This is a genomic window from Arthrobacter sp. RCC_34, assembly GCF_041360795.1.
In the GTDB taxonomy this organism is placed as follows: domain Bacteria; phylum Actinomycetota; class Actinomycetes; order Actinomycetales; family Micrococcaceae; genus Arthrobacter_E.
In genome coordinates, this window is record NZ_JBFUPW010000001.1 from 739,722 (window position 1) to 761,886 (window position 22,165).

The following is a 22,165-nucleotide window of genomic DNA, read 5'->3' on the forward strand; positions in this document are numbered from 1 at the left end:
TGAACCAGAGGTGCCCGTGCAGTCCCGAAAGAACGTGCAGTTCCGTAAGAAGACCCTGTCCCTGACCGCGCTGTCCGGCGTCGTCCTCCTCGGCGTCGCCGCCTGCTCCACCCCCGGCAGCAGCGCCGCGGGCACGGAGAGTGGCACGTCCGGCGGGATCACCGTCGTCGCGTCCACGAGCGCCTACGGCAGTCTCGTCAAGGCGATCGGCGGTGACAAGGTGACGGTCGAGTCGATCGTCTCCAAGATCAGCCAGGACCCCCACTCCTACGAGGCCACGGCACAGGATCGTCTCAAGGTCTCCAAGGCCGGCCTCGTCGTGGTGAACGGCGGGGGCTATGACGCGTTCATGGACGGCATGGTGGCCGACGCCAAACTCGATCCCGCCAATGTCATCAACGCGGTGACCGTCTCCGGCCTCCAGCAGGAGAGCACCGAAAGCCCCGCCCCGAGCGCCTCCGCAGCGGACGGCCACGACCACGGGCACGATCACGACCACGGCTCTTTCAACGAGCACGTCTGGTACAACTTCCCGGCCATGCAGAAGGTCGCCGCCCAAGTGGAGCAGCGTCTGAGCGCGCTGGCCCCGGCGTCGGCGGCGGAGTTCAAGCACAACGCGGAGGCCTTCACCGCCCGTCTGGGCGACTACCAGCAGACCCTGGAGAAACTGACGAAGGGCAGCCATGTGGATGTGGCGGTCACCGAGCCCGTCCCGCTCTACCTCCTGGAGGCGGCGGGCCTGCACAACGTCACTCCGGAGGAGTTCACGAGCGCCGTGGAGGAGGGGCATGACGTCCCAGCCTCCGTCCTCGACGAGACCCTCAAGCTGTTCTCGGCGAAGAAGGCGTCCTTCCTCGCCTACAACGAGCAGACCTCCGGCCCGCAGACCGAAGCGGTGAAGAAGGCCGCCACCGACGCCGGCGCGCCGGTCGTGTCCTTCACCGAGACCCTGCCGGAGGGCAAGGACTACCTGAGCTGGATGTCGGACAACGTGAACGCCGTCCAGAAGGCCGTGGAGAAGGTCCGGGGCTAAAGTGAGAGTGGTGCGCCGCTGCGCATCCTCCATCGTCCCGTGCTCAGGGAGAACATGAACGAGAACACGATTCATCCGGCCCCGGCCTCCCTGATGTCACTCAGGGAGGCCGGGCTCGGCTTCGGTCAGCGCGTCCTCTGGGAGGACCTGAACCTGGACCTCAAGGCGGGGGAGTTCCTCGCCGTGCTCGGCGCCAACGGCAGCGGCAAGAGCTCGCTGCTCCGCGTCCTGCTGGGGCTCCTGCCGCTGACCGCCGGAACGCTGGAGAGCAGGGTCCCCAAGGAACGCGTGGGCTACGTGCCCCAGCAGAAGTCGTTCGCCCCGGACACCGCCCTCCGGGCGCGCGATCTCGTGGCGCTCGGTGTCGACGGGCACCGCTGGGGCGTCCGGTTGGAACGGCGCGGCGTCAATCGCAAGGTCGATGAGCTGCTGGCGCACGTCGGGGCCACGGACTATGCCAAGGTCCCGGTGGGGCAGCTCTCAGGCGGCGAACAGCAGCGCCTGAGGATCGCGCAGGCGCTTGCAGCTGACCCCGCCATCCTGCTCTGCGATGAGCCGCTGCTCTCCCTGGATCCGCGGCACCAGAACATCGTGAGCGAACTGGTCAACCGGCAGTGCCGCGATGAGGGCTCCGCCGTGGTGTTCGTGACCCACGAACTCAACCCTGTGCTGCCCTATGTGGACAAGGTCCTCTACCTGGCCGGGGGACGCTTCTGCATCGGCACTCCTGACGAGGTCATGAACACCGAGACCCTGTCCGAGCTGTACCAGGGTCGTGTGGAAGTGATCCGGTCCGGTGACCGGCTGATGGTCTCGGGCATCCCCGAACAGGTGCACCACGAACAGGAGAGCGAGTAAGTGGACTTCAACTCCGTTCTGAGCGCCATCTTCAACTTCGAGAATTACGGCGAACTGCTGGCCCTGCTCCAGAACTCCCTCTGGGCCGGAGCGGTCCTGGGCGTGCTCGGCGGGCTGGTCGGAGTGTTCGTGGTCAAGCGGGATCTCTCCTTCGCCGTGCACGGCATCTCCGAGCTGTCCTTCGCCGGCGCGTCCTTCGCCCTGCTGATCGGCGCGGACGTGGTGTTCGGCTCGCTGCTCGGCTCCGTGGCCGCGGCCCTGCTCCTGGGTGTGATGGGTCTGCGGGCCCGGGAGAAGAACTCCCTCATCGGGGTGCTCATGCCGTTCGGCCTCGGTCTGGGCATCCTGTTCCTCTCGCTGTACGAGGGCCGCGCGGCCAACAAGTTCTCCCTGCTCACCGGCCAGATCGTCTCGGTGGACGCGGTGCAGCTCCAGATGCTCGCGATCACCGCCGCGCTCGTGATGGTGGCTCTCGTGGTGCTGTGGCGCCCGCTCAACTTCGCCAGCGACGACCCCGATGTGGCCGAGGCCCGGGGCGTCCCGGTCAAGGGCCTCTCGATGGCCTTCATGCTGATCCTGGGCGTCTCCGTGGCGCTGTCCATCCAGGTGGTGGGCGCTCTGCTGGTCCTCGCCCTGCTCATCACCCCGGCGGCGGCCGCGTTCAAGGTCACGGGTTCGCCGGCGCTCGTGGTGCTGCTGAGTGTCGTTTTCGCCACGACCTCCACCGTGGGCGGCATCCTGCTGGCGCTGGGAGGACGCATCCCGATCAGCCCGTACGTCACGACCATCTCGTTCCTCATCTACCTCGTGTGCTGGGGCATCGGGTCCTGGCGCAAACGGAAGGGCCGCAACGGGCGTCGCGTCGAGGTCGTGGCAGGTGCCTGAGCCGGCGGCGGCCCCTGCCCGCACTCTGACCGACGACGACGGCCGGGCGCGCGTGCAGCGGCGGACCCTCGCCGTCGTCGTGATCAGTCAGATCCTGGGCGGCGCGGGGCTCACGGCCGGCATCACGGTGGGCGCTCTCCTGGCGCAGGAGATGCTCGGCAGCGACGGCGTCGCCGGGCTGCCGACGGCGCTCTTCACCCTGGGTTCCGCCCTCGCGGCCTATCTCGTGGGCCGGACGACGCAGCGTTTCGGCCGCCGGCCCGGGCTGGCGTTCGGCTTCGGCGCGGGCGCTCTGGGCGCGGCCGGCGTGGTGCTGGCCGCGATCCTGTGGAACCCGGCTCTGCTCTTCGTCTCGCTGTTCCTGTACGGTGGCGGATCCGCCACCAACCTCCAGGCCCGTTACGCCGGGACCGATCTCGCGACGGCCGATCAGCGGGGCCGGGCCGTGAGCATCGCCCTGGTCTCCACCACCCTGGGCGCGGTGGCGGGCCCCAATCTGGTGGAGCCGCTCGGCGCACTGGCCGGGTCGTGGGGTCTGCCGGTCCTCTCGGGGCCGTTCCTGCTGGCCGCGGTGGCCTATGCGGCCGCCGGTCTCGTGCTCTGGGTCCTGTTGCGGCCCGATCCGTACCGCCTGGCCCACGAGCTGCGGCGGGAGGCGGAGGCCGTGGCGGTTCCGGAGGATTCGGAGTCGCCGACGCCGGGTGACGCGGGAGTCGTGCCGGAGAAGAAGCCCGCGCGTCACGGCGTCGCGCTGGCCGCGCTCATCATGGTGCTCACTCAGGTGACCATGACCGCGATCATGACCATGACCCCGGTGCACATGCGGGCACACCACCACGGTCTGGGCGAGGTCGGTCTGGTGATCGGCGTCCACATCGGCGCGATGTACCTGCCGTCCCTCGTCACGGGCTGGCTCGTCGACCGGATCGGCAGGGTCTGGATGGCCTGCGCCGGCGGGCTCGTGCTGGTGGCCTCGGCCATCCTGGCGACGCTCGCCCCGAGCGATTCCCTGGGGCTGCTCCTGCTCGCGCTGGCTTTGCTGGGCCTCGGCTGGAACTTCGGCCTCATCACGGCGACCGCGCTCCTGGTGGACGCGACCGAACCGGACAGCCGCGCGCGGGTGCAGGGCGGCGTCGACGTTCTGGTCGCCTTGTCCGGAGCCGGCGGAAGCGCCATGGCCGGTGTGGTGATGGCGGCGGGGGACTACTCCGCGGTCACCATCGCGGGCGGGGTGCTCGCCCTCCTGCTCATTCCTGTCGTGCTGTGGTCCCAGAAGACGCGGAGCATTCGGCGCACAGCCCCATGATCTCCACGGTGTGGGTGACGGCCGTGAAACCGTGCTCGGCGGCCATCTTCGCGGCCCAGGCCTCGACGGCGGGCGCCTCGATCTCCACGGCCTTGCCACAGCGGCGGCAGAGCAGGTGATGGTGATGGCTGTCGGCCTCGCAGCGGCGGTAGACGGCCTCGCCGTCGGTGCTGCGGAGGACGTCGACGGCGCCCTCGTCCGCCATGGACTGCAGGATGCGGTAGGTGGTGGCCAGGGAGACCGACACGCCGGAGTCCTGCAGGGAACGGTGGAGCTCCTGCGTGCTGACGAAGTCCTCCAGCTGGTCCAGGGCGGCGTCCACTGCGAGACGTTGTTTGGTCACCCTCGTCTGCACCCGGGCCTCTGAGCTCTGCTCCACGACTACTCTCCTGGTTGTCCTGTCCTGAACGTTCAGTTTAACAAGGAGCGGGTGGGGATTAGTCCCATCGGGCCCCCGCGCGGTGAGACGTCGGGCTCAGCCGGGATGGCAACAATCGGCTTCCCAGGGCGCCCCGGCGGTCCGGCCGCTAGGCTTCACTGCCATGGCCTCCTTGAAAACCGTCACGCTGTCCGATGGCGCCGTTCTGCCCGCGCTGGGTCAGGGCACCTGGTTCGTGGGGGACGACCCCTGGCGCCGCGACGCCGAGATCGCCACGCTGCGGGAGGGGATCGACCTCGGCCTGACCCTGGTGGACACCGCCGAGATGTATGGCGACGGGCGCTCGGAGGATCTGGTGGGGGAGGCCATCGCCCCGGTCCGGGACCGGGTGTACCTGGTGGACAAGGTCCTGCCGTACAACGCGTCCCGGCGCGGGACCGTGCAGGCGTGCGAACGGTCCCTCGAGGTGCTCGGAACCGACTGGATCGATCTGTATCTGCTCCACTGGCCCGGCTCTCATCCGCTGGAGGAGACCGTCGAAGGGTTCGAGGAGCTGATCCGGCGTGGGCTGATCGGCGCGTGGGGGATCAGCAACTTCGACGCCGACGCGCTGGGACGCTTCCCGAGCGCGCCCGCCGTGAATCAGGTCCTCTACAACCCCTCGCGTCGCGGCCCCGAGTTCGACCTGTTCCCGGCGCAGGCGCGGCTCTCCAGCCCGGTGAAGGCCATGGCATACTCGCCGATCGAGCAGGGCCGTCTGCTGGACGACCCTACGCTCGGGGACATCGCGGCGGAACGAGGCGTGACCGTGGCCCAGGTGCTGCTGGCCTGGGCGATCCGCTCCGGGGACGTCATCGCCATCCCGAAGGCGTCCAGCGTCGAGCATGTCCGTGACAATGCGGCCGCCGCCGGTCTGGAGCTCAGTGCCGCCGAGCTGGGCCGCATCGACGCCGCGTTCCCGGCGCCCACCCGAAAGGTTCCCCTGGAGATGCTGTGAGGGTTCCGGATTCGCTGATGCCATGACAGTGTGCAGGCGTACCCTGAGGTCATGCAGCTGACCAAGTACACCCATTCCTGCGTCCGCCTCGACAAGGAGACCCCTGACGGGCCCCGCACCCTGGTCATCGACCCGGGGTCGTTCTCGGAGACCGGGCCCGCCCTGGAGGGGGCCCACGCCATCCTCATCACGCACGAGCACGCGGACCATGTGGACGTGCCCGCCGTCGTCGCGGCGCTCGTGAGCTCGCCGGAACTGGTCGTCTATGCTCCGGCCGGGATCGCGGGCACCTTGCGGCGCGAAGCCGCGGAAGCGGGCGCCGCTGATCCGGACGGCCGGGTGCACGACGCCGGCGACGGGCTCGACGCCGTCGTGGCCGGGTACTCGGTGCGGGGCTTCGGCAGCCAGCACGCGCTCATCCACCCGCTCGTGCCGCTCGTGGCCAACACCGGATACCTCGTGGACGGGACGCTGTTCCACCCGGGTGACAGCTTCACGGTGCCGTCCGAGGTGGAGGTGGACACGCTGCTCGTGCCGGTGCACGCGCCGTGGTCCAAGATCCAGGAAGTGGTCGACTTCGTGATCAGCGTCCGGGCACGCCGCGCGTTCAACATTCATGAGGCGCTGCTCAACCCCGCGGGCCTGTCGATGCTGGAAGGACACGTCACCCGACTGGGCGGCCTGTACGGCACCAGCTACGAGCACCTCGACCCGGGGGAGACCCGCGACCTCGGGTGAGCGCCTTCCTCCGTTGCGTGCTCAGTAGATGCGGATGATCCAGCGTGGAACCCGCAATTACTGAGCACACAACGGGAAGGGTGGAGCGCTAGCGGATTACTCCGCGAACTGCTCCCACACACCGGTGTCGAGGAATCGCTCGATGGTGCGCTCGTGCGGCGAGGGGTCCAGGCCCTTGCCGGCGAGCCACGCGTCGTTCTGGTGGCTGCACGCGTAACGGTTCCCCGGATCGCACATGAGCGTCACCACGCTGCCCTGCTCACCCCGCGCGACCATGCCGGCGATGATCTGCCAGACGCCCCAGAGGTTCGTGCCCGTGGAGGGGCCGGCGTCGAGGTTCGCGTAGCGCTTGAGGTGGCGCATCGCCGCGATGGACGCGGCGTCCGGGATCGGGATCATGGCGTCGATGACGGCCGGGACGAAGCTCGGTTCCACGCGCGGACGGCCGATCCCCTCGATCCGGGACGGCATCCCGGTGGTGAGGTCCGGGTCGCCGTCCCGCCAGGAGGGATAGAACGCGGAGTTCTCCGGGTCCACCACGGCGAGCTTCGTCGGGTGCCGGTGGTAGCGGAGATAGCGGCCGATCGTGGCGCTCGTCCCACCGGTCCCGGCGCCCACCACGATCCACTCGGGGACCGGGTGCTTCTCACGGGACATCTGCTGGAAGATCGATTCGGCGATGTTGTTGTTGCCGCGCCAGTCCGTGGCCCTCTCGGCATACGTGAACTGGTCCATGTAGTGGCCGCCGGTGGTCCGGGCGACCTCCTCCGCCGTCGAGTAGACCTCGCCGGGGTGGTCCACCAGCAGGCAGGAGCCGCCGAAGTCCTCGATGAGGCGGATCTTCTCCTCGCTCGTGCTGCGGGCCATGACCGCGATGAACGGCAGGCCGAGCAGCCGCGCGAAATAGGCCTCGGAGACGGCCGTGCTGCCGCTGCTGGCCTCCACGATGGTGGTCCCCGGCCCGATCCAGCCGTTGACCAGGCCGAAGAGAAAGAGCGAGCGGGCCAGCCGGTGCTTCAGGCTGCCGGAACGATGCGTGGATTCGTCCTTGATGAACAGCTCGATGCCCCACTGCTCCGGAAGCGGCACGCTGTAAAGGTGGGTGTCGGCGGAGCGGTTGGCCTCCGCCGTGATGATCCGGATGGCTTCGTCGGCCCAGGCCCGTTCGCCGGAACGGACCACCTGCGGGAAATCTGCTGCGCTCACGGGCACTAGCCTACTGGGCGTGCCGGCTGCGCGCGGGCGTGGCGGACCTGTCTCCGGAGCCGGTCCACGCCCAGCTCAGCTGGTGGTGAGGTGTTGCCGGGGAGCGCGTCGCCCGGCATAGAGTGTGCCTCATGGACCAAGAATTCCCCGTGACCATCGCCCCTGCCGACGTCCACGATCTGGACCCGGACAAGCTCGTCCTTCTCGACGTCCGGTGGAAGCTGGGCGATCCGCTGGGCCGCGAGAAGTACCTCATGGGTCACCTGCCGGCCGCCGTGTTCGTGGACATGGAGACCGATCTGGCGGGCCCCGCCAGTCCGGCGGACGGCCGTCACCCGCTGCCCGATCTGGAGAGCTTCCAGGCCGCGGCGCGTCGCTGGGGTGTCAACGACGGCGACACGGTCGTGGTCTATGACAACTCGGGGTCCATGGCGGCCGCCCGCGCCTGGTGGCTGCTGCGCGCATACGGCCATGCGGACACGCGCATCCTCGACGGCGGGCTCATGGCCTGGGTTCAGGAGGACTTCCCGATCGAGAAGGACGAGGTGGTCCTCCCCGCGGGGAACGTGACGCTCCGACCCCTGGCGGACGACGCCGCGATCACCATCGATCAGGCCGCAGAGTGGCCATCGGACGGCATCCTCCTGGACGCACGCGCCGGCGAGCGTTTCCGCGGCGAGACCGAACCCATCGACCCCCGCGCGGGCCACATCCCCGGCGCTGTCAGCGCGCCCACCACCGGGAACGTCGACGACGACGGGCTGTTCCTCGAACCGGAGGCGCTCAGGGAGCGCTTCGCGAGCCTCGGCGTCGAGCCCGGCAGCCGCGTGGCCGTCTACTGCGGTTCCGGGGTGACGGCGGCGCACGAAGTGGCGGCCCTGGCGCTCGCGGGCATCGACGCCACGCTGTACCCCGGATCGTTCTCCCAGTGGTCTCACGACGCCTCCCGCGAGGTCGCCACGGGGGAGTGAAGCGGGCCGGGCGGCCATCCCGCCGCGCCTCCGGACCCGGTCGTCTGGTCAGCCGCGCGGCCCGGGCGGTAGCGTTTCGGGTATGACTCCCGGACGTCCCGTGCCCCCTCCGCTGGGCAGACCCCTTCCCGATCTCGCCTCCCCGCTCGGTGATCCGCGCGACGACGAAGGGCGCCTGGTCGCGGCCCTCGGCGCCCGCTCGGCGGACGGCGGCCTGGAGCCGCTCACGCTGGCGCGCCGGGCTCCTGCCCCTGAGGATGTCGAGATCCTGATCGAATTCTGCGGCCTGTGCCATTCAGACGTCCATTCGACCCGTGGCGAGTGGGGGAGCGCGAACTATCCGCTGGTCCCCGGTCACGAGATCGTGGGGCGGGTCCTGCGCGCGGGGTCCGCGGTGACGGACTACGCCGTCGGCGACCGCGTGGGCGTGGGGTGCATGGTGGACTCCTGCCGCGAGTGCGAGGCCTGCGAGGACGGCCTGGAACAGTACTGCTCCCGCGGCATGGTGGGCACCTACGGCGCCTCCGACGTCCGCCACGGCAGCGAGCGGACCCAGGGCGGCTACTCGCGGACCATCGTCGTGGACCGGAACTACGTCCTGCGCATTCCCGCATCCCTTGACCCTGCAGCAGCGGCGCCGCTGCTCTGCGCGGGGATCACGACGTACTCGCCCCTGCGCCATGCCGGCGTGGAGGCAGGCGACGACGTCGGCGTCGTCGGGCTGGGCGGGCTCGGCCACATGGCCGTGAAGCTGGCCAAGGCCATGGGCGCGACGGTCACGGTCTTCACCACCTCGGAGTCGAAGCGCGAGGCGGCGGCCGGGCTCGGCGCGGACCGTGTGGTCAACTCCCGGGACGAGGAACAGATGCGGGACGCCTCGGATTCCGTGGACGTCGTCATCGACACCGTCGCGGCTCCGCATGACCTCAACGCGCTCCTGCGGACCCTCCGGCGGGACGGGGTGATCTACCAGCTCGGGCTTCCGTCCGGTGAGATGCCGCCCGTGGACCCCGGATTGCTCATCCGCAAGCGCGCGGCCTATGCGGGGTCCCTGATCGGCGGGATCGCGGAGACCCAGGAGATGCTCGATTTCTGCGCGGAGCATTCGCTCACGAGCGATATCGAACTGGTCGGCGCGGAGCAGGTCAACCAAGCCTTCGACCGGATGGTGGCCGGCGACGTGAAGTACCGTTTTGTCCTGGACAACAGCACATTGCAGCCCGCAGGGAAGGAAGCAGACGCGTGAGCACTCTCTTCACCAAGATCATCAACGGAGACATCCCCGGACGGTTCGTCTGGCGCGATCCTGAGGTGGTCGCCTTCCTCTCGATCGGCCCGCTGGCTCCCGGGCACACCCTCGTCGTCCCGGTCGAGGAGGTCGACCGCTGGACCGACGCCTCGCCGGAGACCCTCTCGAAGGCCATGATCGTGGCCCAACGGATCGGCAAGGTGCAGGTCGAGGCCTTCGGCTCGGAGCGGGCAGGTCTCCTGGTGGCCGGGTACGAGATCGACCACCTGCACGTGCATGTGTGGCCGTCGAACTCGATGAAGGACTATGACTTCGCCGCGGTGGACACCAACCCGGATCCCGTGGAGCTGGAGGCGAACGCGGAGAAGATCCGCGAGGGCCTCCGCGCAGCGGGTTACGCCGAGTTCGTCCCGGAGGCGTGAGGCCTTAAGCCGACCCCTTAAACACATCGACTGCTCCATAGGATGCGCATTTCCCCGGTTTTCCGGGGTTCCAGCATCGTGTGGGGGGCCCACGCCGGCGAGGGCCCCAGCGCGAGGTACGAGCGCTGGGAGCCGGTGGGAGCAGTCGATCGAGGGTGTTACTTCTTGCGCGGGGTCATGGCGACCATGCCCGCAAACGTGAAACCGCCGCCGAAGCCGAAAAGCAGCGCCGGGACGTCGGCCGGAATCTTGCCGGCGTGCCACCACTTGCTGTAGCCGAGGGGGACGCTCGCTGCGGAGGTGTTGCCGGACTCGGTCACGTCCGTCACCACCACCTTGTCGGTGAGGCCGAGAACCTGTGCCATGGGCTCGATGATGCGCAGATTCGCCTGGTGCGTCACGAGGACCTCGATGTCCTCCATCTGGAGTCCGGCGCGCTCGACGGCGGCGCGGGCGTGCTTCTCCGCGTCCTTCAGCGCCCAGCGGAGCACCTCGCGGCCGTTCTGCCAGAACTTGTTGGTGGGCGGTGCGATCAGCACTGCGTCGGCCAAGTCGCCCTTGGATCCCCACACCACGGGGCCGATGCGCGGCTCGTCGGTCGCGCCGATCACCATGGCGCCCGCGCCGTCGGCGGTGAGCACGGCGGTGCTGCGGTCGGTCCAGTCCGTGACCTTGGAGAGCGTCTCGGCGCCCAGCACCAGAGCGTGGCTCGCGGTGCCGGAGCGGATCGACTGGTCCGCCAGGCCGAGGGCGTACTCGAAGCCCGAACAGGCCGTGTTGATGTCGATGATGCCCGGGCCACGCTCGGCGTTGCCGAGCCCCAGGGCCTGTGCCACGCGGCCGGCCGTGTTGGGGGAGCGTTCCGCAGCCGTGGTGGTGGCCACGATGACCAGGTCGATCTGCTCGGGGGCGACCTCGGAGTCCTCCAGTGCCATCCTGGCCGCGCGGATCGCCAGGTCCTTGACCGTCTCCTCCTCACCGGCGATGTGCCGGGTGACGATGCCGGTCCGCTGACGGATCCATTCGTCGGAAGTCTCCATCATCCCCTCGAGTTCATGGTTGTCCATGACCCGTTCCGGCTGGGCATGGCCGAGGCCGAGGATTTCAGTGCCGGCATTCGGCGTAGGGAAGCTGAGCTTCATGTGGAGTCCTTAGGTTGCGGATGGGCGGACCCCCCAAGTTTATTTGACCGGGCCGCATCCTTGCTTCCATGACGTCCGGCGCGAAGGACGCGAAGGATCAGGGGAGAAAGGTCAGGGTGCGAGGGCCTTGTTCAGCGCGACGCGGATCCGCTTCTCACTCACCGAGTACTGCGTGCCGAGCTCGACGGCGAACAGGCTGACCCGCAGTTCCTCCAACATCCAGCGCACATGGGTTAACTCGGGGCCGGGCCCTTCGCCCGAGCGGAGCGCCGCCACGGCGTCGTCGTACTCATCCTCCAGGCGCTGGACGATCGCCATGTTGTTGGCGTCGCGCTGGACATTCGTCGGCAGCTTCTCGAGTCGGCGTTCGATGGCATTCAGGTACCGGGGCAGCTGCGCGAGCTGCTGGTAACCCGTCTGTGCGACGAACCCGCGGTACACGAGCTGGGACAGATGGCTCTTCTCGTCGTTCAGGGCGCTGATGAGCGCCAGGCTCGTGCTGCCCTTGAGCTGTTTCTCGATGCGGCGGGCGCTGGCGAGGATGCGCTCGACCACCGCGGTCACGGTGAACACCGTGTCGATGAGGTCGGCCCGCACCTGCTCGTAGAGCGCGTCGAACGCCTTGGCGTCCCACGGGAGCTGCGCCGGCACGAGCTTGTCGATCGCGGCCTGGGCGCAGTCCGCGATCAGCTCGCTCACGCTGCCGTGCGGGTTCTGGCTGAACGTCAGCTTCTCGGTGTTGCTCAGGTGCTCCAGGACGTAGCGGTCCGGGGCAGGGATCTTCAGGGCGAGCAGACGGATGACGCCGGCACGCATGGCGGCTTCCTGGCGTTCCGCGGTCTGGAACACGCGCAGGCCGACGGCGCCGCCCTCGTCCACGAGTGCCGGGTACCCCGTGACCGTGTGGCCACCGAGCTGCCGGCTCACGCTGCGCTGGATCACGCCACCGCTCGCGGCTGTCAGCGCGGCCCAGTCCTTGAGCCCGCTCAGCTCCGCGATGCCCGAGGCGTGCAGGCCCGGCTGGGCGCCCGCCGTCGTCGAGCCGTTCGGAGTGCGCGAGCCGTCCGAGGTACGGGCACTGGCGGCGCCCTTCCCCCCGGCCTTGGCGGCCCGGCCCGGCGTGCCGTTCACGGACTTGGGCGTGGCGCCCAGGCTTTCCGCGATGGCGCGGCGGGTGGCGGGGGCGAGTTCGTACTGGAGCGCAGCAAGATCCTTGCTCTCGCCGAGGACCTTGCCCTTCGCGTCCACCACGCGGAAGCTCATGCGCAGATGCGGCGGCACGGAGTCCCAGGCGAAGCTGCCGTCGGGGACCACCTGACCGCGGAGCCGCCGAAGCGTCAGGGCCAGGGCCTCCTCGATCCGGTCCTCGGTGGGGGAGAAGTCGGCCTCCAGTGCCGTCACGGCCTGCCGGGCGACGTCGGGGGCCGGGACGAAGTTCTTCCGGACCGCCTTGGGCATGGACTTGATCAGCGCGGTGACCAGCTCCACGCGCTGGCCGGGGATCTGCCAGCGGAACGGCTCGGGATCCACCTGGTTCAGGAACAGCGCCGGGATCTCCACGGTGGCGCCGTCGGACGGATCGGGCGTGGCACCCGGAGCGACGGGATGGAACTCGTAGCTCAGCGGGAATTCGAAGCCCTGCTGATGCCACGTCCGGGGGAAGGCGGACTCGTCCAGGTCATCGGCGTCGTCGCTCATGACGAGGGCACGGTCGAAGTCGAGCAGCCCCGGATCCTGCTGGCGTGCCTGCTTCCACCAGGCGTCGAAGTGCCGCTCGGAGACGACCTCGCGGCCGATCCGCTGGTCGTAGAACTCGAACAGCGTCTCGTCATCCGCCCGGATGTCGCGGCGGCGCATGCGGGTCTCGAGCTCCTCCACCTCCCGCAGGAGGGCGCGGTTGCGCTGGAAGAACTTGTGGTGGGTGCGCCATTCGCCGTCCACCAGGGCATGCCGGATGAACAGTTCACGGCAGAGTTCCGGGTCCACGGAGGCGTAGTTGATCCGGCGCTTGGGGATGATGGGCACGCCGTAGAGCGTGACCTTCTCATAGGCCATGACGGAGCCGGACTTCGAAGACCAATGCGGTTCACTGAAGGTCCGCTTGACCAGCTGTGGGGCCACCAGTTCGGCCCACTCCGGGGCGAACGCGGCGGTGACCCGTGCCCAGAGACGGCTGGTCTCGACGAGTTCGGCCGCCATGACGAACGCGGGGGACTTCTTGAACAGTGCCGAGCCGGGGAAGATGGCGAAGCGGGTGCCGCGGGCGCCCGCGTACTCGCGCTTGCGCTCGTCATACAGGCCGATCTGGCTGAGCAGACCGGACAGCAACGACTGGTGGATCACGTCGTGCAGGCCCACCGGATCGGTGTCACGGCTGTTGTCCACCGCGATGCCGAGCGGCTTCGCGAGCTGCCGGAGCTGCGAGTAGAGCTCCTGCCATTCGCGGACCCGCAGGTAGTTGATGAACTCGGTGCGGCACAGGCGGCGGAACTGGCTTGAGGACAGTTCCCGTTGCTTCTCCTGCAGGTAGTTCCACAGATTCAGGTAACCGGTGAAGTCGCTCTTCTCATCCTTGAAGCGGGAGTGCTTCTCCGCGGCCTGCTGCTGTTTGTCGGTGGGCCGTTCACGAGGGTCCTGGATGGTCAGCGCGGCGGCCAGCACCATGACCTCACGGGCGCAGCCGCGGCGGGCGGCCTCCACGATCATGCGGCCGAGGCGCGGATCCACCGGGAGCTGGGCCAGCTGATGTCCGACGGCGGTCAGCCCGGACGGCTTGCGGCCCCCGCCGTGCTCGCCGCGGCCACGTCCGGCCCCGCGGCCGGTACGGCGCGACTCGGTGACGCCGTCCGCGCCGGTCCCCTTGGCACGGGTCCCCTCGGAAGGGGCGCCGTCGGCCGTCTCGCCGGGCGCCGGAAGGGCTCCGAGTTCCCGCAGGAGGGTGACGCCGTCGTTGACCGCGCGCGTGTCCGGCGACTCGACGAACGGGAAGCCCTCGACGTCCTTCGGGGTGCGTGCGACACCGATCGCGATCATCTGGAGGATGACGGCGGCGAGATTGGTGCGCAGGATCTCGGGGTCGGTGAACTCGGGACGGCCGAGGAAGTCGTCCTCCGAGTACAGCCGGATGGCGATGCCGTCGCTGACACGGCCGCAACGGCCGGACCGCTGGTTCGCGGACGCCTGGGAGACGCGTTCGATGGGCAGCCGCTGCACCTTGGTCCGGTGCGAATACCGCGAGATGCGGGCGGTGCCGGTGTCGATCACGTACTTGATGCCGGGCACGGTGAGCGAGGTCTCGGCGACGTTGGTGGCCAGGACGATGCGACGGCGCGGTCCCGGGTTGAACACCTTGTGCTGCTCCGCGAGGCTCAGCCGGGCGAAGAGCGGCAGGATCTCGGCGTCGGCCAGGCGGGGATTCCGGGGGAGACGGCCCTGCAGCGCTTCCGCGGCCTCGCGGATCTCGCGCTCGCCGGAGAAGAACACCAGGATGTCGCCGGGGGCCTCCCGGGAGAGTTCATCCACGGCGTCGCAGACCGCGTCCACGGGGTCGCGGTCCTCTTCGAGCTCGTCGTCCAGTTCCTCTTCCCCTGGTTCGGACAGGGGGCGGTAGCGGATCTCCACGGGGAACGTGCGGCCGGAGACCTCGACGATCGGCGCCGGGGTGTCCTCACCGCCGAAGTGCCGGGCGAAGCGCTCGGGATCGATCGTGGCCGAGGTGATGATGATCTTCAGATCCGGCCGCTGGGGCAGCAGGCGCTTGAGGTATCCGAGGATGAAGTCGATGTTGAGACTGCGCTCGTGGGCCTCATCCACGATGATGACGCTGTATTTCCGCAGCAGACGGTCCCGCTGGATCTCCGCGAGCAGGATGCCGTCCGTCATCAGCTTGACCTGGGTCTGCGGCCCCACCTCGCCCGTGAAGCGGACCTGGTAGCCCACTTCCTGGCCGAGTTCCACGTCCAGTTCCTCCGCGATGCGCTCCGCGACAGTGCGGGCCGCCAGACGACGGGGCTGCGTGTGGCCGATCAGGCCGTGCTCGGCCAGACCCAGTTCGAGGCACATCTTCGGCAGCTGAGTGGTCTTGCCGGAGCCGGTCTCGCCGGCCACGATGACCACCTGGTTCTCCGAGATGGTGGCCATGATGTCCTCACGGCGTTCGGAGACGGGGAGCGCGGCGGGGTATGTGATGTTCAGAGGCATGACCTGATCAGTCTAGTTGTCCCGGATCGCCCGGCTGAAAGGAATGCTTCGGTGTGGATGCCCGGGTGACCGAGGTGCTCTGCTTGCTTTCCCCGCGCTCTGTTGCTGGCTGACGATGGGGCCTGGGCGCGGGGCCCCTTGACGCAAGCTGCCGCACCTCGGTCTCCCGGGCGCTGCGTTGCGTGATTGCCCGCCCCGTGCTCGGTGCCTTGCGGACTGATCAGTCGTGCCGATCCGGGGAAGGGAGAAATGACGAGAGCCCCGGTTCCGTGGAACCGGGGCTCTCGCTGTATCTGGTGCCCTCGATAGGATTCGAACCTACGGCCTTCTGCTCCGGAGGCAGACGCTCTATCCCCTGAGCTACGAGGGCGGGCCAGGGATCCCGGGGTGGCCCCGGAACGTCCTCGAGCTTAGCAGGAATCCACCTCCGGATGCGAAATCGACGCGTCCGGGGCGCGGCCTGGACACGCCGACCGCGGACCGGTTCTCACGGAAGGATTCAGTACCCCAGGAAGGAATCGCTCTTCACCCGTCGGACTCCTGCGGCTCGGAGGGCACCCCGGAGGGTGGCGACGAAGTCCGGGGCGCCGGACACGAGCGCGTGCCGCCCCGCGGCGTCGGGCACCAGCTCGGCGATCCGGGCGGCACTGAATCGTTCGCTGCCCACATGTTCGACGCCGTCGGGCAGCCGGGCGCCCTCGGGAAGGGGCGCGGAGGTGCGCAGCAGGACCCGCGCGCCGGAGCGGGCCAGCGCACCCAGGTAGGCGGCGTCGTCGACGTCCCGTACCGAGTAGAGGACCACCGTGTCAGGGAGAGACCCGGCGGGTGCGCCGTCCAGCATCCCCACGAAGGGGGTGATTCCGATGCCGCCGGCCACCAGGAGCGCCGGGCGGTCTGATGGGCCGAGCAGGAATTCGCCCCCGGTGCGGCTCAGACGGAGTGCGGCGCCGGTCTCGAGGTCATGGAGGGCCTTCTTGGCGGGTGACGGCTGGCTGGGCAGACGCGTGGCGATCCGGAGGACGCCGTCGCCGGCCGCGACCGGGCTGAACACCCGCCGTGACGAGCCGATGCCCGGCACCGGAATGGTCAGTTCCACATACTGGCCTGCGGCGAGACGCGGGTCGTCAGGAGCTTCGAAGGTGAACTCCGTGATGTCCTTGCCCACCGGCCGGTGATCGAGGAACGTCACCACGCTGGACCCCTTGGGGCGCAGCGCGAACGCGAGGATGTTGCCCACCAGCAGGACCGCCTCCGGGGCGTTCGAGAGGATCACGGTGCCGAGCTGGAGGGAGAACGGCAGGCTGAAGAGCACTCCCACCGCGGCGCCCACCAGGATCCGCTGCCATCGTCGCGGCGGAAGGGTGAGCGGTTCGCTCAGCATGAAGCAGGCGAAGAACACGGTGGCCTGGCTGGTGAACCACAGCGTCGGGACGTCGGCCGCCGGCATCCCGCGGCCCAGGGCGACGGAGACCGCCGTCAGCAGCGAGACACCCAGGAAGGTCAGGGCCACCGGGAACTGCCCGGCCCGGTAGAGGACCAGCAGGCCCAGGGGCACGACGGCCCAGAGCAGCAAGGGCGACCCCACCCACCACGTGGCCGCATTGAGGCCGGTCAGGGACACCACGAACGCGCCGAGCGCGGCGGGGTTGAACAGATGACGGCCGCGCCAGGCGAGAGCGTATTTCGACGCGGAGGCCAGCACGGCGGCCAGCGCCACGCCCAGTCCCTCCCGGAAACCCGCCGCCGGCCAGAAGAGGAAGTACAGCAGCCCCGCGGTGACCAGCGATGAATCCCAGTAGGGCCGCATCCGGAACAGCAGAGCGCAGGCGCCGTTGGACAGCGTGGTCGCCGCAAGGCAGAGCATCAGGTGCAGGCACAGCTCGGGAACACCGAACTCGGTCCAGCCGAGGGCGTCCAGGAGGAGACTGTAAACGATCAGGACGCCGAGGGACAGGGCCACCACGCGGGTCATCGACAGGCGACCCAGTGGCCGGGTCACACGCTGCGTGACGCTCAGTAGTGCGGACATCAGAACAAGCCTTCCAGGAAGTACTCGGAACCTTCGGCGTGCCCATCGCTGTGCACGGTCAGCCACTCCACGCTGTAACGCGCAGCCAGCTCGTGGCCCGGGACGAAGAACAGCGCCGTGGCGAGCCCGTCGGCCTGCAGGGCCTCGGGTGCCAGAACCCAGCTTGCCACCACTCGCCGCACGGGTTCACCCGTCAGGCCGTCCAGCACGTGGTGCAGCCCGCGGCCCCACGCTCGGCGCGCGGTCCCGGAGGCTGCGAGCGCCTGCTGCTGGACCTCGACGACGCCGATCGCCCGGCTGCTGTCGAACGGGCTCTCCAGCCCGATCCGGTCAGCCGCGGGGCCGGAGTGCCGGAGGTCACCGCCGGCGTCGACCAGGTGGTCAGACACCCCGGCGTCCTCGAGGATCCCGCAGACGAGGTCCACCAGAAGTCCCTTGCCGGCGGCTCCGATGTCCAGCAGAACGGGGCCGCTCGCCGTCACCGTGAGGTCCTCCCAGCCCGCGTCCACACCCCAGACGGGCGCGGCGACGGCCGGTCCATGCGGGGTTAGGGAGTAGGCCGCGTCGTAGCCGAGCCGCACGAGGGATTCGCCGATGAACGGGGTGACGGAGCCGTCGGTCAGGTCATGGAGCTCCCGGTACAGGCGTCCGAGGGGGCCTGCCTCGGCGGGGAGCGTCAGGGTCCGCTCGGCGCCGTCCGGGTCGACGGGTTCCGCGGCCCAGCGTGCCACCGCGGAGTCCGAGCGGAACCGGGACCACACGGCGTCGAACTCGTCGATCCTCTGCCGGATCCGCCCTTCGATCCGGTCGGTGAGTCCCTCGGCTCTGATCCACCACCGCGTTCCGATGGCGTCGAATTCCAGGGGATTGGTCGTCATGGGCATACGGGAACTCAGCCCGCCTGCTTCTTGATGGCCTCCACGGCGTCGTTGAACCCGCCGCTGGTCAGGCTCGAGCCGGCCACCCGGCTCACGTCGAGCTGGTCGATGCTCTTGCCCACCACCAGGTCCTTGATGCCACCGGCGAACCGGTTCTGGAACAGCTGGGTGTTCGCACTGGTCGGATGGGTGGCGATCTTGACGTCGCTGATCTTGCCCGAGGCGAGGGTGAGAGTGACGCCCACGGTCTCCTCGCCGTTGGGGGAGGTGTAATGTCCGTCCGCGCTGTAGGTGCCGTCCTTGTAGTGACCAGGGGTGGCAGGAGCCCCGGTGCTGCCCGCGGCACTCGACGCTCCGGAGGTGGGGGACACGTCTGCCGTGGAGGTGCCCTGCTTCGCCGGGGCGCAGGCGGTGGCGCCCGCCAGCATGGCGAGTCCAGCGGCGGTGCCGGCGAGGATCTTCAGAGAAGGAGTGGAGGTGGTCATCGATGCTCCTGAGGGGGAAGAAGGGATGGAGACCCAGGGGGCTGGCTCCACCGTAATTCGGCTTGCTGGGCGTATGTCCAGAGTTTCCTGAGAATGGATGCTCTATGTGGACAAACTTGTCCGAGGCTGTCCACATACCAGGTTCATGCTTTTCCGCCGGGCAGGCCCCTCCCCGTAGGATTGAGGGGTGACTCCCGAACAGCTTTCCGCAGCAATCACCGCATGCCTGAAGGACGCCGTCGCTGACGGCTCGATCAACCTCCCCGCCGAGGCGCTGGAGGCCGAGGTCCGTGTGGAGCGACCGAAGAACCGGGAGCACGGTGACTGGGCCACCAACGCCGCCATGCAGTTCGGGAAGCGCGCCGGTCTGTCGCCCCGCGACTTCGCCGCCATTCTCGGCGCGAAGCTCGAAGGCGTGGACGGCGTCGCGTCGGTGGACATCGCGGGCCCCGGCTTCATCAACATCACCCTGGACGCAGGCGCCGCCGGCGAGCTGGCGCGCACCATCGTCGAGGCAGGTGACACCTACGGCAACAACGACGCGCTCGCAGGCCACACGGTCAACATGGAGTTCGTCTCCGCCAACCCGACCGGCCCGCTGCACATCGGTCACACCCGCTGGGCGGCGCTGGGTGACTCCATCGCCCGTGTGCTCCGTGCCGCCGGCGCCGACGTCACCGCCGAGTACTACATCAACGACGCCGGCAGTCAGATGAACGTGTTCGCCAACTCGGTGCTGTCCCGCCTGCGCGGTCGTGACGTGCCGGAAGGCGGCTACCCCGGCCAGTACATCGTGGACCTGGGCCACGAGGTGCTCCGGGAACACCCCGCCATCCGTGAGCTGACCGATGAGGCCGCGCTGCCCATCATCCGCGAGGCCGCCTACCAGGCGCAGCTCGAAGACATCAAGCAGACGCTCGCCGATTTCGACGTGCATTTCGACGTCTACTTCTCGGAGCGGACCCTGCACGAGTCCGGCGCGCTCGAAGCCTCGGTGGACCGCCTGCGCGAGCAGGGCCACGTCTTCGACCAGGACGGCGCCGTCTGGCTGCGCACCACGGATTTCACGGATGACAAGGACCGCGTCCTCATCCGTGCCAACGGCGAGCCCACGTACTTCGCCGCCGACGCCGCCTATTACCTCACCAAGAGGGACCGCGGCTTCGAGGAGAAGATCTACCTGCTCGGCGCCGACCACCACGGCTACGTCAATCGCCTGAAGGCCATCGCGGCCTGCGCCGGTGACGATCCGGAGAAGAACATCGAGGTCCTCATCGGTCAGCTCGTGTCGGTGAACGGCGCGAAGTTGTCCAAGCGCGCGGGCAACATCATCGAGCTCAAGGACCTTATCTCCTGGCTCGGCAAGGATGCGGTGCGCTACTCGCTGGCTCGCTTCCCCGCGGATTCGCCCATCACGCTGGAGCCCGAGGTCCTCAAGAAGAACAGCAACGAGAATCCCGTGTTCTACGTGCAGTACGCGCACGCCCGGTCCCGCGGCACGGCGCGCAACGCGGCGGCGGCCGGTGTGGACCGCAGCGAGTTCGACGCGTCGCTGCTGACCGATCCCACTGAGAATGAGCTGCTGTCCCAGCTGGGCAGCTTCCCGTCCATCGTGGCCAAGGCCGCCGAGCTGCGGGAGCCGCACCGCATCGCCCGTCACCTCGAGGTCATCGCCGGGGCCTACCACCGCTGGTACGACGCCTGCCGCGTCACGCCGCTGGGGGACGAAGAGGTGACCACGGTCAATCGCACCCGCCTGTGGCTCAACGACGCCACGAGCCAGGTCCTCGCCAACGGCCTCGCCCTCCTCGGCGTGTCCGCTCCGGAGCGGATGTAATGAGCGGCATGGACGTGTCAGGGGCCAGCCCGCTGGCGCCTGACTGGCTGCAGCTCCCATCGGACCTCAATGCTCTGCACGCCCCGAGCTGGGCGCACGACGTCGCACGGTCCGGCGCCGGCGAGCTCACCGTGGACGGGGTGACGGTCAGTTCTCTGAAGGAGCAGTTCGGCACTCCTCTCTTCGTGCTGAGCGAAGGCAACTTCCGGGCCCGTGCCCGGGCGTTCCGTGATGCGTTCAACGAGGCCTTCGCCGACCTCTGCGGGGGAGTGGACGTCTACTACGCGGGCAAGGCCTTCCTGAGTGTCGAGGTCGCACGGTGGGTCCATCAGGAAGGGCTCCGGCTCGACACCTGTTCCGGCGGCGAGCTGGCGGTCGCCCGGCGAGCCGGCTTCCCCGGTGAGCTGCTCGGTCTGCATGGCAACAACAAATCGGCCGCCGAGATCAACCGCGCCCTGGACATGAACCTGGGCCGGATCGTGGTGGACAGCATCGACGAGCTGGAGCGCGTGGCCGGCATCGTCCAGCGCCGGCGGGCCGAGGACGCTCAGGACAAGGGCGTTCAGGACAACGGTGCTCAGGAACCCGGCCGCCAGGTGACCGCCAAGGTCATGCTGCGTCTCACCCCCGGCGTGCACGCGCACACCCACGAGTTCATCGCCACGGCACACGAGGACCAGAAATTCGGGTTGTCCATGGAGCCGGGCACCGCGGAGGACGCGGATCTGCGCGGCATCGACCCGGCTCTGTCCGCGGCGGAACAGGCCGTCGACGCGGCCGTGGCGCTGGAAGGCATCGAGCTTCTCGGCCTGCACTGCCACATCGGATCGCAGATCTTCGAGGCCGACGGATTCGCGGTCGCGGCCCGGAAGCTCCTCGCGTTCCATGACGCGATGCAGCGCAAGCACGGGATCGTCCTGCCGGAAATGGACCTTGGGGGAGGCCACGGCATCGCGTACACCCCCGTGGACACCCCGCGGCCGGTCGCCGAGATCGCCCAAGCGCTGGCCGGCGTCGTGGGGGAGACCTGCCGTGAGCTGGGCATCGAGTGCCCGCGCATCTCGATCGAGCCCGGACGGGCGATCGTCGGCAGCACCACCTTCACGCTGTACGAAGTCGGCACCCGCAAGACCGTCCAGGTCGAGGCGCCGGACGACGCGGAGAAGACCTACCCGCGGCGCTACGTGTCCGTCGATGGCGGCATGAGTGACAACGCCCGTCCGGTTCTTTATGACGCCGACTATTCGGCCGCTCTGGCGAGCCGTTCCTCGGCCGCGCCCGCTCAGCTGTCCCGAGTGGTGGGCAAACATTGCGAGAGCGGGGACATTGTTGTTAAAGATGTTTACCTGCCCTCGGATGTCAGTGCCGGTGACCTCCTGGCCGTGCCGGGGACCGGCGCCTACTGCTGGGCACTCGCGAGCAACTACAACTACCTGGCGCGTCCGGGAGTGGTCGCGGTCTCTGACGGGACCGCCCGGTGGATCATTCGTGGGGAAACCGAGGAAGACCTCTTGAACCGAGACATGGGAGCCGGAGAGCTGTGAACACCG

At 69.0% G+C, this 22,165-nt stretch carries 18 protein-coding genes and 1 tRNA gene; 11 read left to right on the forward strand and 8 right to left on the reverse strand.

Translation table 11 applies throughout. From position 1 onward, the window contains the following. The first annotated feature begins 16 nt into the window (after positions 1-16). Genes AB6732_RS03425 through AB6732_RS03440 form a run of 4 tightly spaced genes read left to right on the forward strand, consistent with a single transcriptional unit; the run spans position 17 to position 4,082 of the window. Positions 17-1,033: a metal ABC transporter solute-binding protein, Zn/Mn family gene (locus AB6732_RS03425; RefSeq protein WP_370958309.1), complete on the forward strand. Its 1,017-nt coding sequence runs from the start codon at positions 17-19 to the stop codon at positions 1,031-1,033. 54 nt (positions 1,034-1,087) lie between these two features. After that, complete coding sequence (locus AB6732_RS03430) at positions 1,088-1,891, forward strand: metal ABC transporter ATP-binding protein (RefSeq protein ID WP_370958310.1); 804 nt, start codon at positions 1,088-1,090, stop codon at positions 1,889-1,891. After that, a complete protein-coding gene (locus AB6732_RS03435) occupies positions 1,892-2,776 on the forward strand; it encodes a metal ABC transporter permease (protein WP_370958312.1) in 885 nt (294 codons plus the stop codon). Then, entirely contained in the window at positions 2,769-4,082 is a 1,314-nt protein-coding gene (locus AB6732_RS03440) for an MFS transporter (protein WP_370958314.1), read from the forward strand. Before AB6732_RS03435 ends, AB6732_RS03440 begins: the two co-directional genes overlap by 8 nt. Here AB6732_RS03440 and AB6732_RS03445 read toward each other — a convergent pair. Then, on the reverse strand, positions 4,024-4,461 hold the full coding sequence (locus AB6732_RS03445) for a Fur family transcriptional regulator (RefSeq protein WP_370958316.1): 438 nt from the start codon (positions 4,459-4,461) through the stop codon (positions 4,024-4,026). The two genes, AB6732_RS03440 and AB6732_RS03445, sit on opposite strands and share 59 nt — an antisense overlap. A 163-nt stretch (positions 4,462-4,624) precedes the next feature. Between AB6732_RS03445 and AB6732_RS03450 the strand changes: the two genes are divergently transcribed. Both AB6732_RS03450 and AB6732_RS03455 read left to right on the forward strand, forming a co-directional pair. Further along, positions 4,625-5,458, forward strand: a complete 834-nt coding sequence (locus AB6732_RS03450) for an aldo/keto reductase (RefSeq protein WP_370958318.1) — start codon at positions 4,625-4,627, stop codon at positions 5,456-5,458. A gap of 51 nt (positions 5,459-5,509) precedes the next feature. Next, the gene (locus AB6732_RS03455) at positions 5,510-6,196 is read left to right on the forward strand and encodes an MBL fold metallo-hydrolase (RefSeq protein WP_370958320.1); all 687 of its coding nucleotides are present in this window, start codon (positions 5,510-5,512) and stop codon (positions 6,194-6,196) included. 96 nt (positions 6,197-6,292) lie between these two features. On the opposite strand, the gene AB6732_RS03460 is transcribed toward AB6732_RS03455, so the two are convergent. Then, the gene (locus AB6732_RS03460; RefSeq protein ID WP_370958322.1) at positions 6,293-7,402 is read right to left on the reverse strand and encodes a PLP-dependent cysteine synthase family protein; all 1,110 of its coding nucleotides are present in this window, start codon (positions 7,400-7,402) and stop codon (positions 6,293-6,295) included. A gap of 131 nt (positions 7,403-7,533) precedes the next feature. Here AB6732_RS03460 and AB6732_RS03465 point away from each other — a divergent pair, with 131 nt between their 5' ends. The 3 genes from AB6732_RS03465 to AB6732_RS03475 all read left to right on the forward strand — a co-directional run bounded on the left by AB6732_RS03465 (position 7,534) and on the right by AB6732_RS03475 (position 10,044). Then, a complete protein-coding gene (locus tag AB6732_RS03465; protein WP_370958324.1) occupies positions 7,534-8,373 on the forward strand; it encodes a sulfurtransferase in 840 nt (279 codons plus the stop codon). 82 nt (positions 8,374-8,455) lie between these two features. Further along, complete coding sequence (locus tag AB6732_RS03470) at positions 8,456-9,619, forward strand: NAD(P)-dependent alcohol dehydrogenase (protein WP_370958326.1); 1,164 nt, start codon at positions 8,456-8,458, stop codon at positions 9,617-9,619. Further along, on the forward strand, positions 9,616-10,044 hold the full coding sequence (locus AB6732_RS03475) for an HIT family protein (protein WP_370958328.1): 429 nt from the start codon (positions 9,616-9,618) through the stop codon (positions 10,042-10,044). Before AB6732_RS03470 ends, AB6732_RS03475 begins: the two co-directional genes overlap by 4 nt. A gap of 158 nt (positions 10,045-10,202) precedes the next feature. On the opposite strand, the gene AB6732_RS03480 is transcribed toward AB6732_RS03475, so the two are convergent. The 6 genes from AB6732_RS03480 to AB6732_RS03505 form a co-directional block, all read right to left on the reverse strand. Continuing rightward, on the reverse strand, positions 10,203-11,186 hold the full coding sequence (locus AB6732_RS03480; RefSeq protein ID WP_370958330.1) for a beta-ketoacyl-ACP synthase III: 984 nt from the start codon (positions 11,184-11,186) through the stop codon (positions 10,203-10,205). Positions 11,187-11,297: 111 nt separating this feature from the next. Then, complete coding sequence (gene hrpA, locus AB6732_RS03485) at positions 11,298-15,386, reverse strand: ATP-dependent RNA helicase HrpA (RefSeq protein ID WP_370958332.1); 4,089 nt, start codon at positions 15,384-15,386, stop codon at positions 11,298-11,300. A gap of 294 nt (positions 15,387-15,680) precedes the next feature. After that, positions 15,681-15,756 (reverse strand) — tRNA-Arg (locus AB6732_RS03490). 129 nt (positions 15,757-15,885) lie between these two features. Further along, positions 15,886-17,415: an FAD-dependent oxidoreductase gene (locus AB6732_RS03495; RefSeq protein ID WP_370958334.1), complete on the reverse strand. Its 1,530-nt coding sequence runs from the start codon at positions 17,413-17,415 to the stop codon at positions 15,886-15,888. Further along, a complete protein-coding gene (locus tag AB6732_RS03500) occupies positions 17,415-18,293 on the reverse strand; it encodes an FAD:protein FMN transferase (protein ID WP_370958336.1) in 879 nt (292 codons plus the stop codon). The genes AB6732_RS03495 and AB6732_RS03500 overlap by 1 nt, the downstream gene beginning before the upstream one ends. Before the next feature lie 14 nt (positions 18,294-18,307). Further along, a complete protein-coding gene (locus AB6732_RS03505; RefSeq protein WP_370958338.1) occupies positions 18,308-18,778 on the reverse strand; it encodes a hypothetical protein in 471 nt (156 codons plus the stop codon). Between the two features lie 187 nt (positions 18,779-18,965). On the opposite strand from AB6732_RS03505, the gene argS reads away from it, so the two are divergent. Continuing rightward, positions 18,966-20,615, forward strand: coding sequence for an arginine--tRNA ligase (argS, locus tag AB6732_RS03510; RefSeq protein WP_370958340.1), 1,650 nt, complete (start codon positions 18,966-18,968; stop codon positions 20,613-20,615). Continuing rightward, positions 20,615-22,159 (forward strand): diaminopimelate decarboxylase, encoded by a 1,545-nt coding sequence (locus AB6732_RS03515; protein WP_370958342.1) that lies wholly within the window; start codon positions 20,615-20,617, stop codon positions 22,157-22,159. Before argS ends, AB6732_RS03515 begins: the two co-directional genes overlap by 1 nt. The last annotated feature ends 6 nt before the right edge of the window (positions 22,160-22,165 follow it).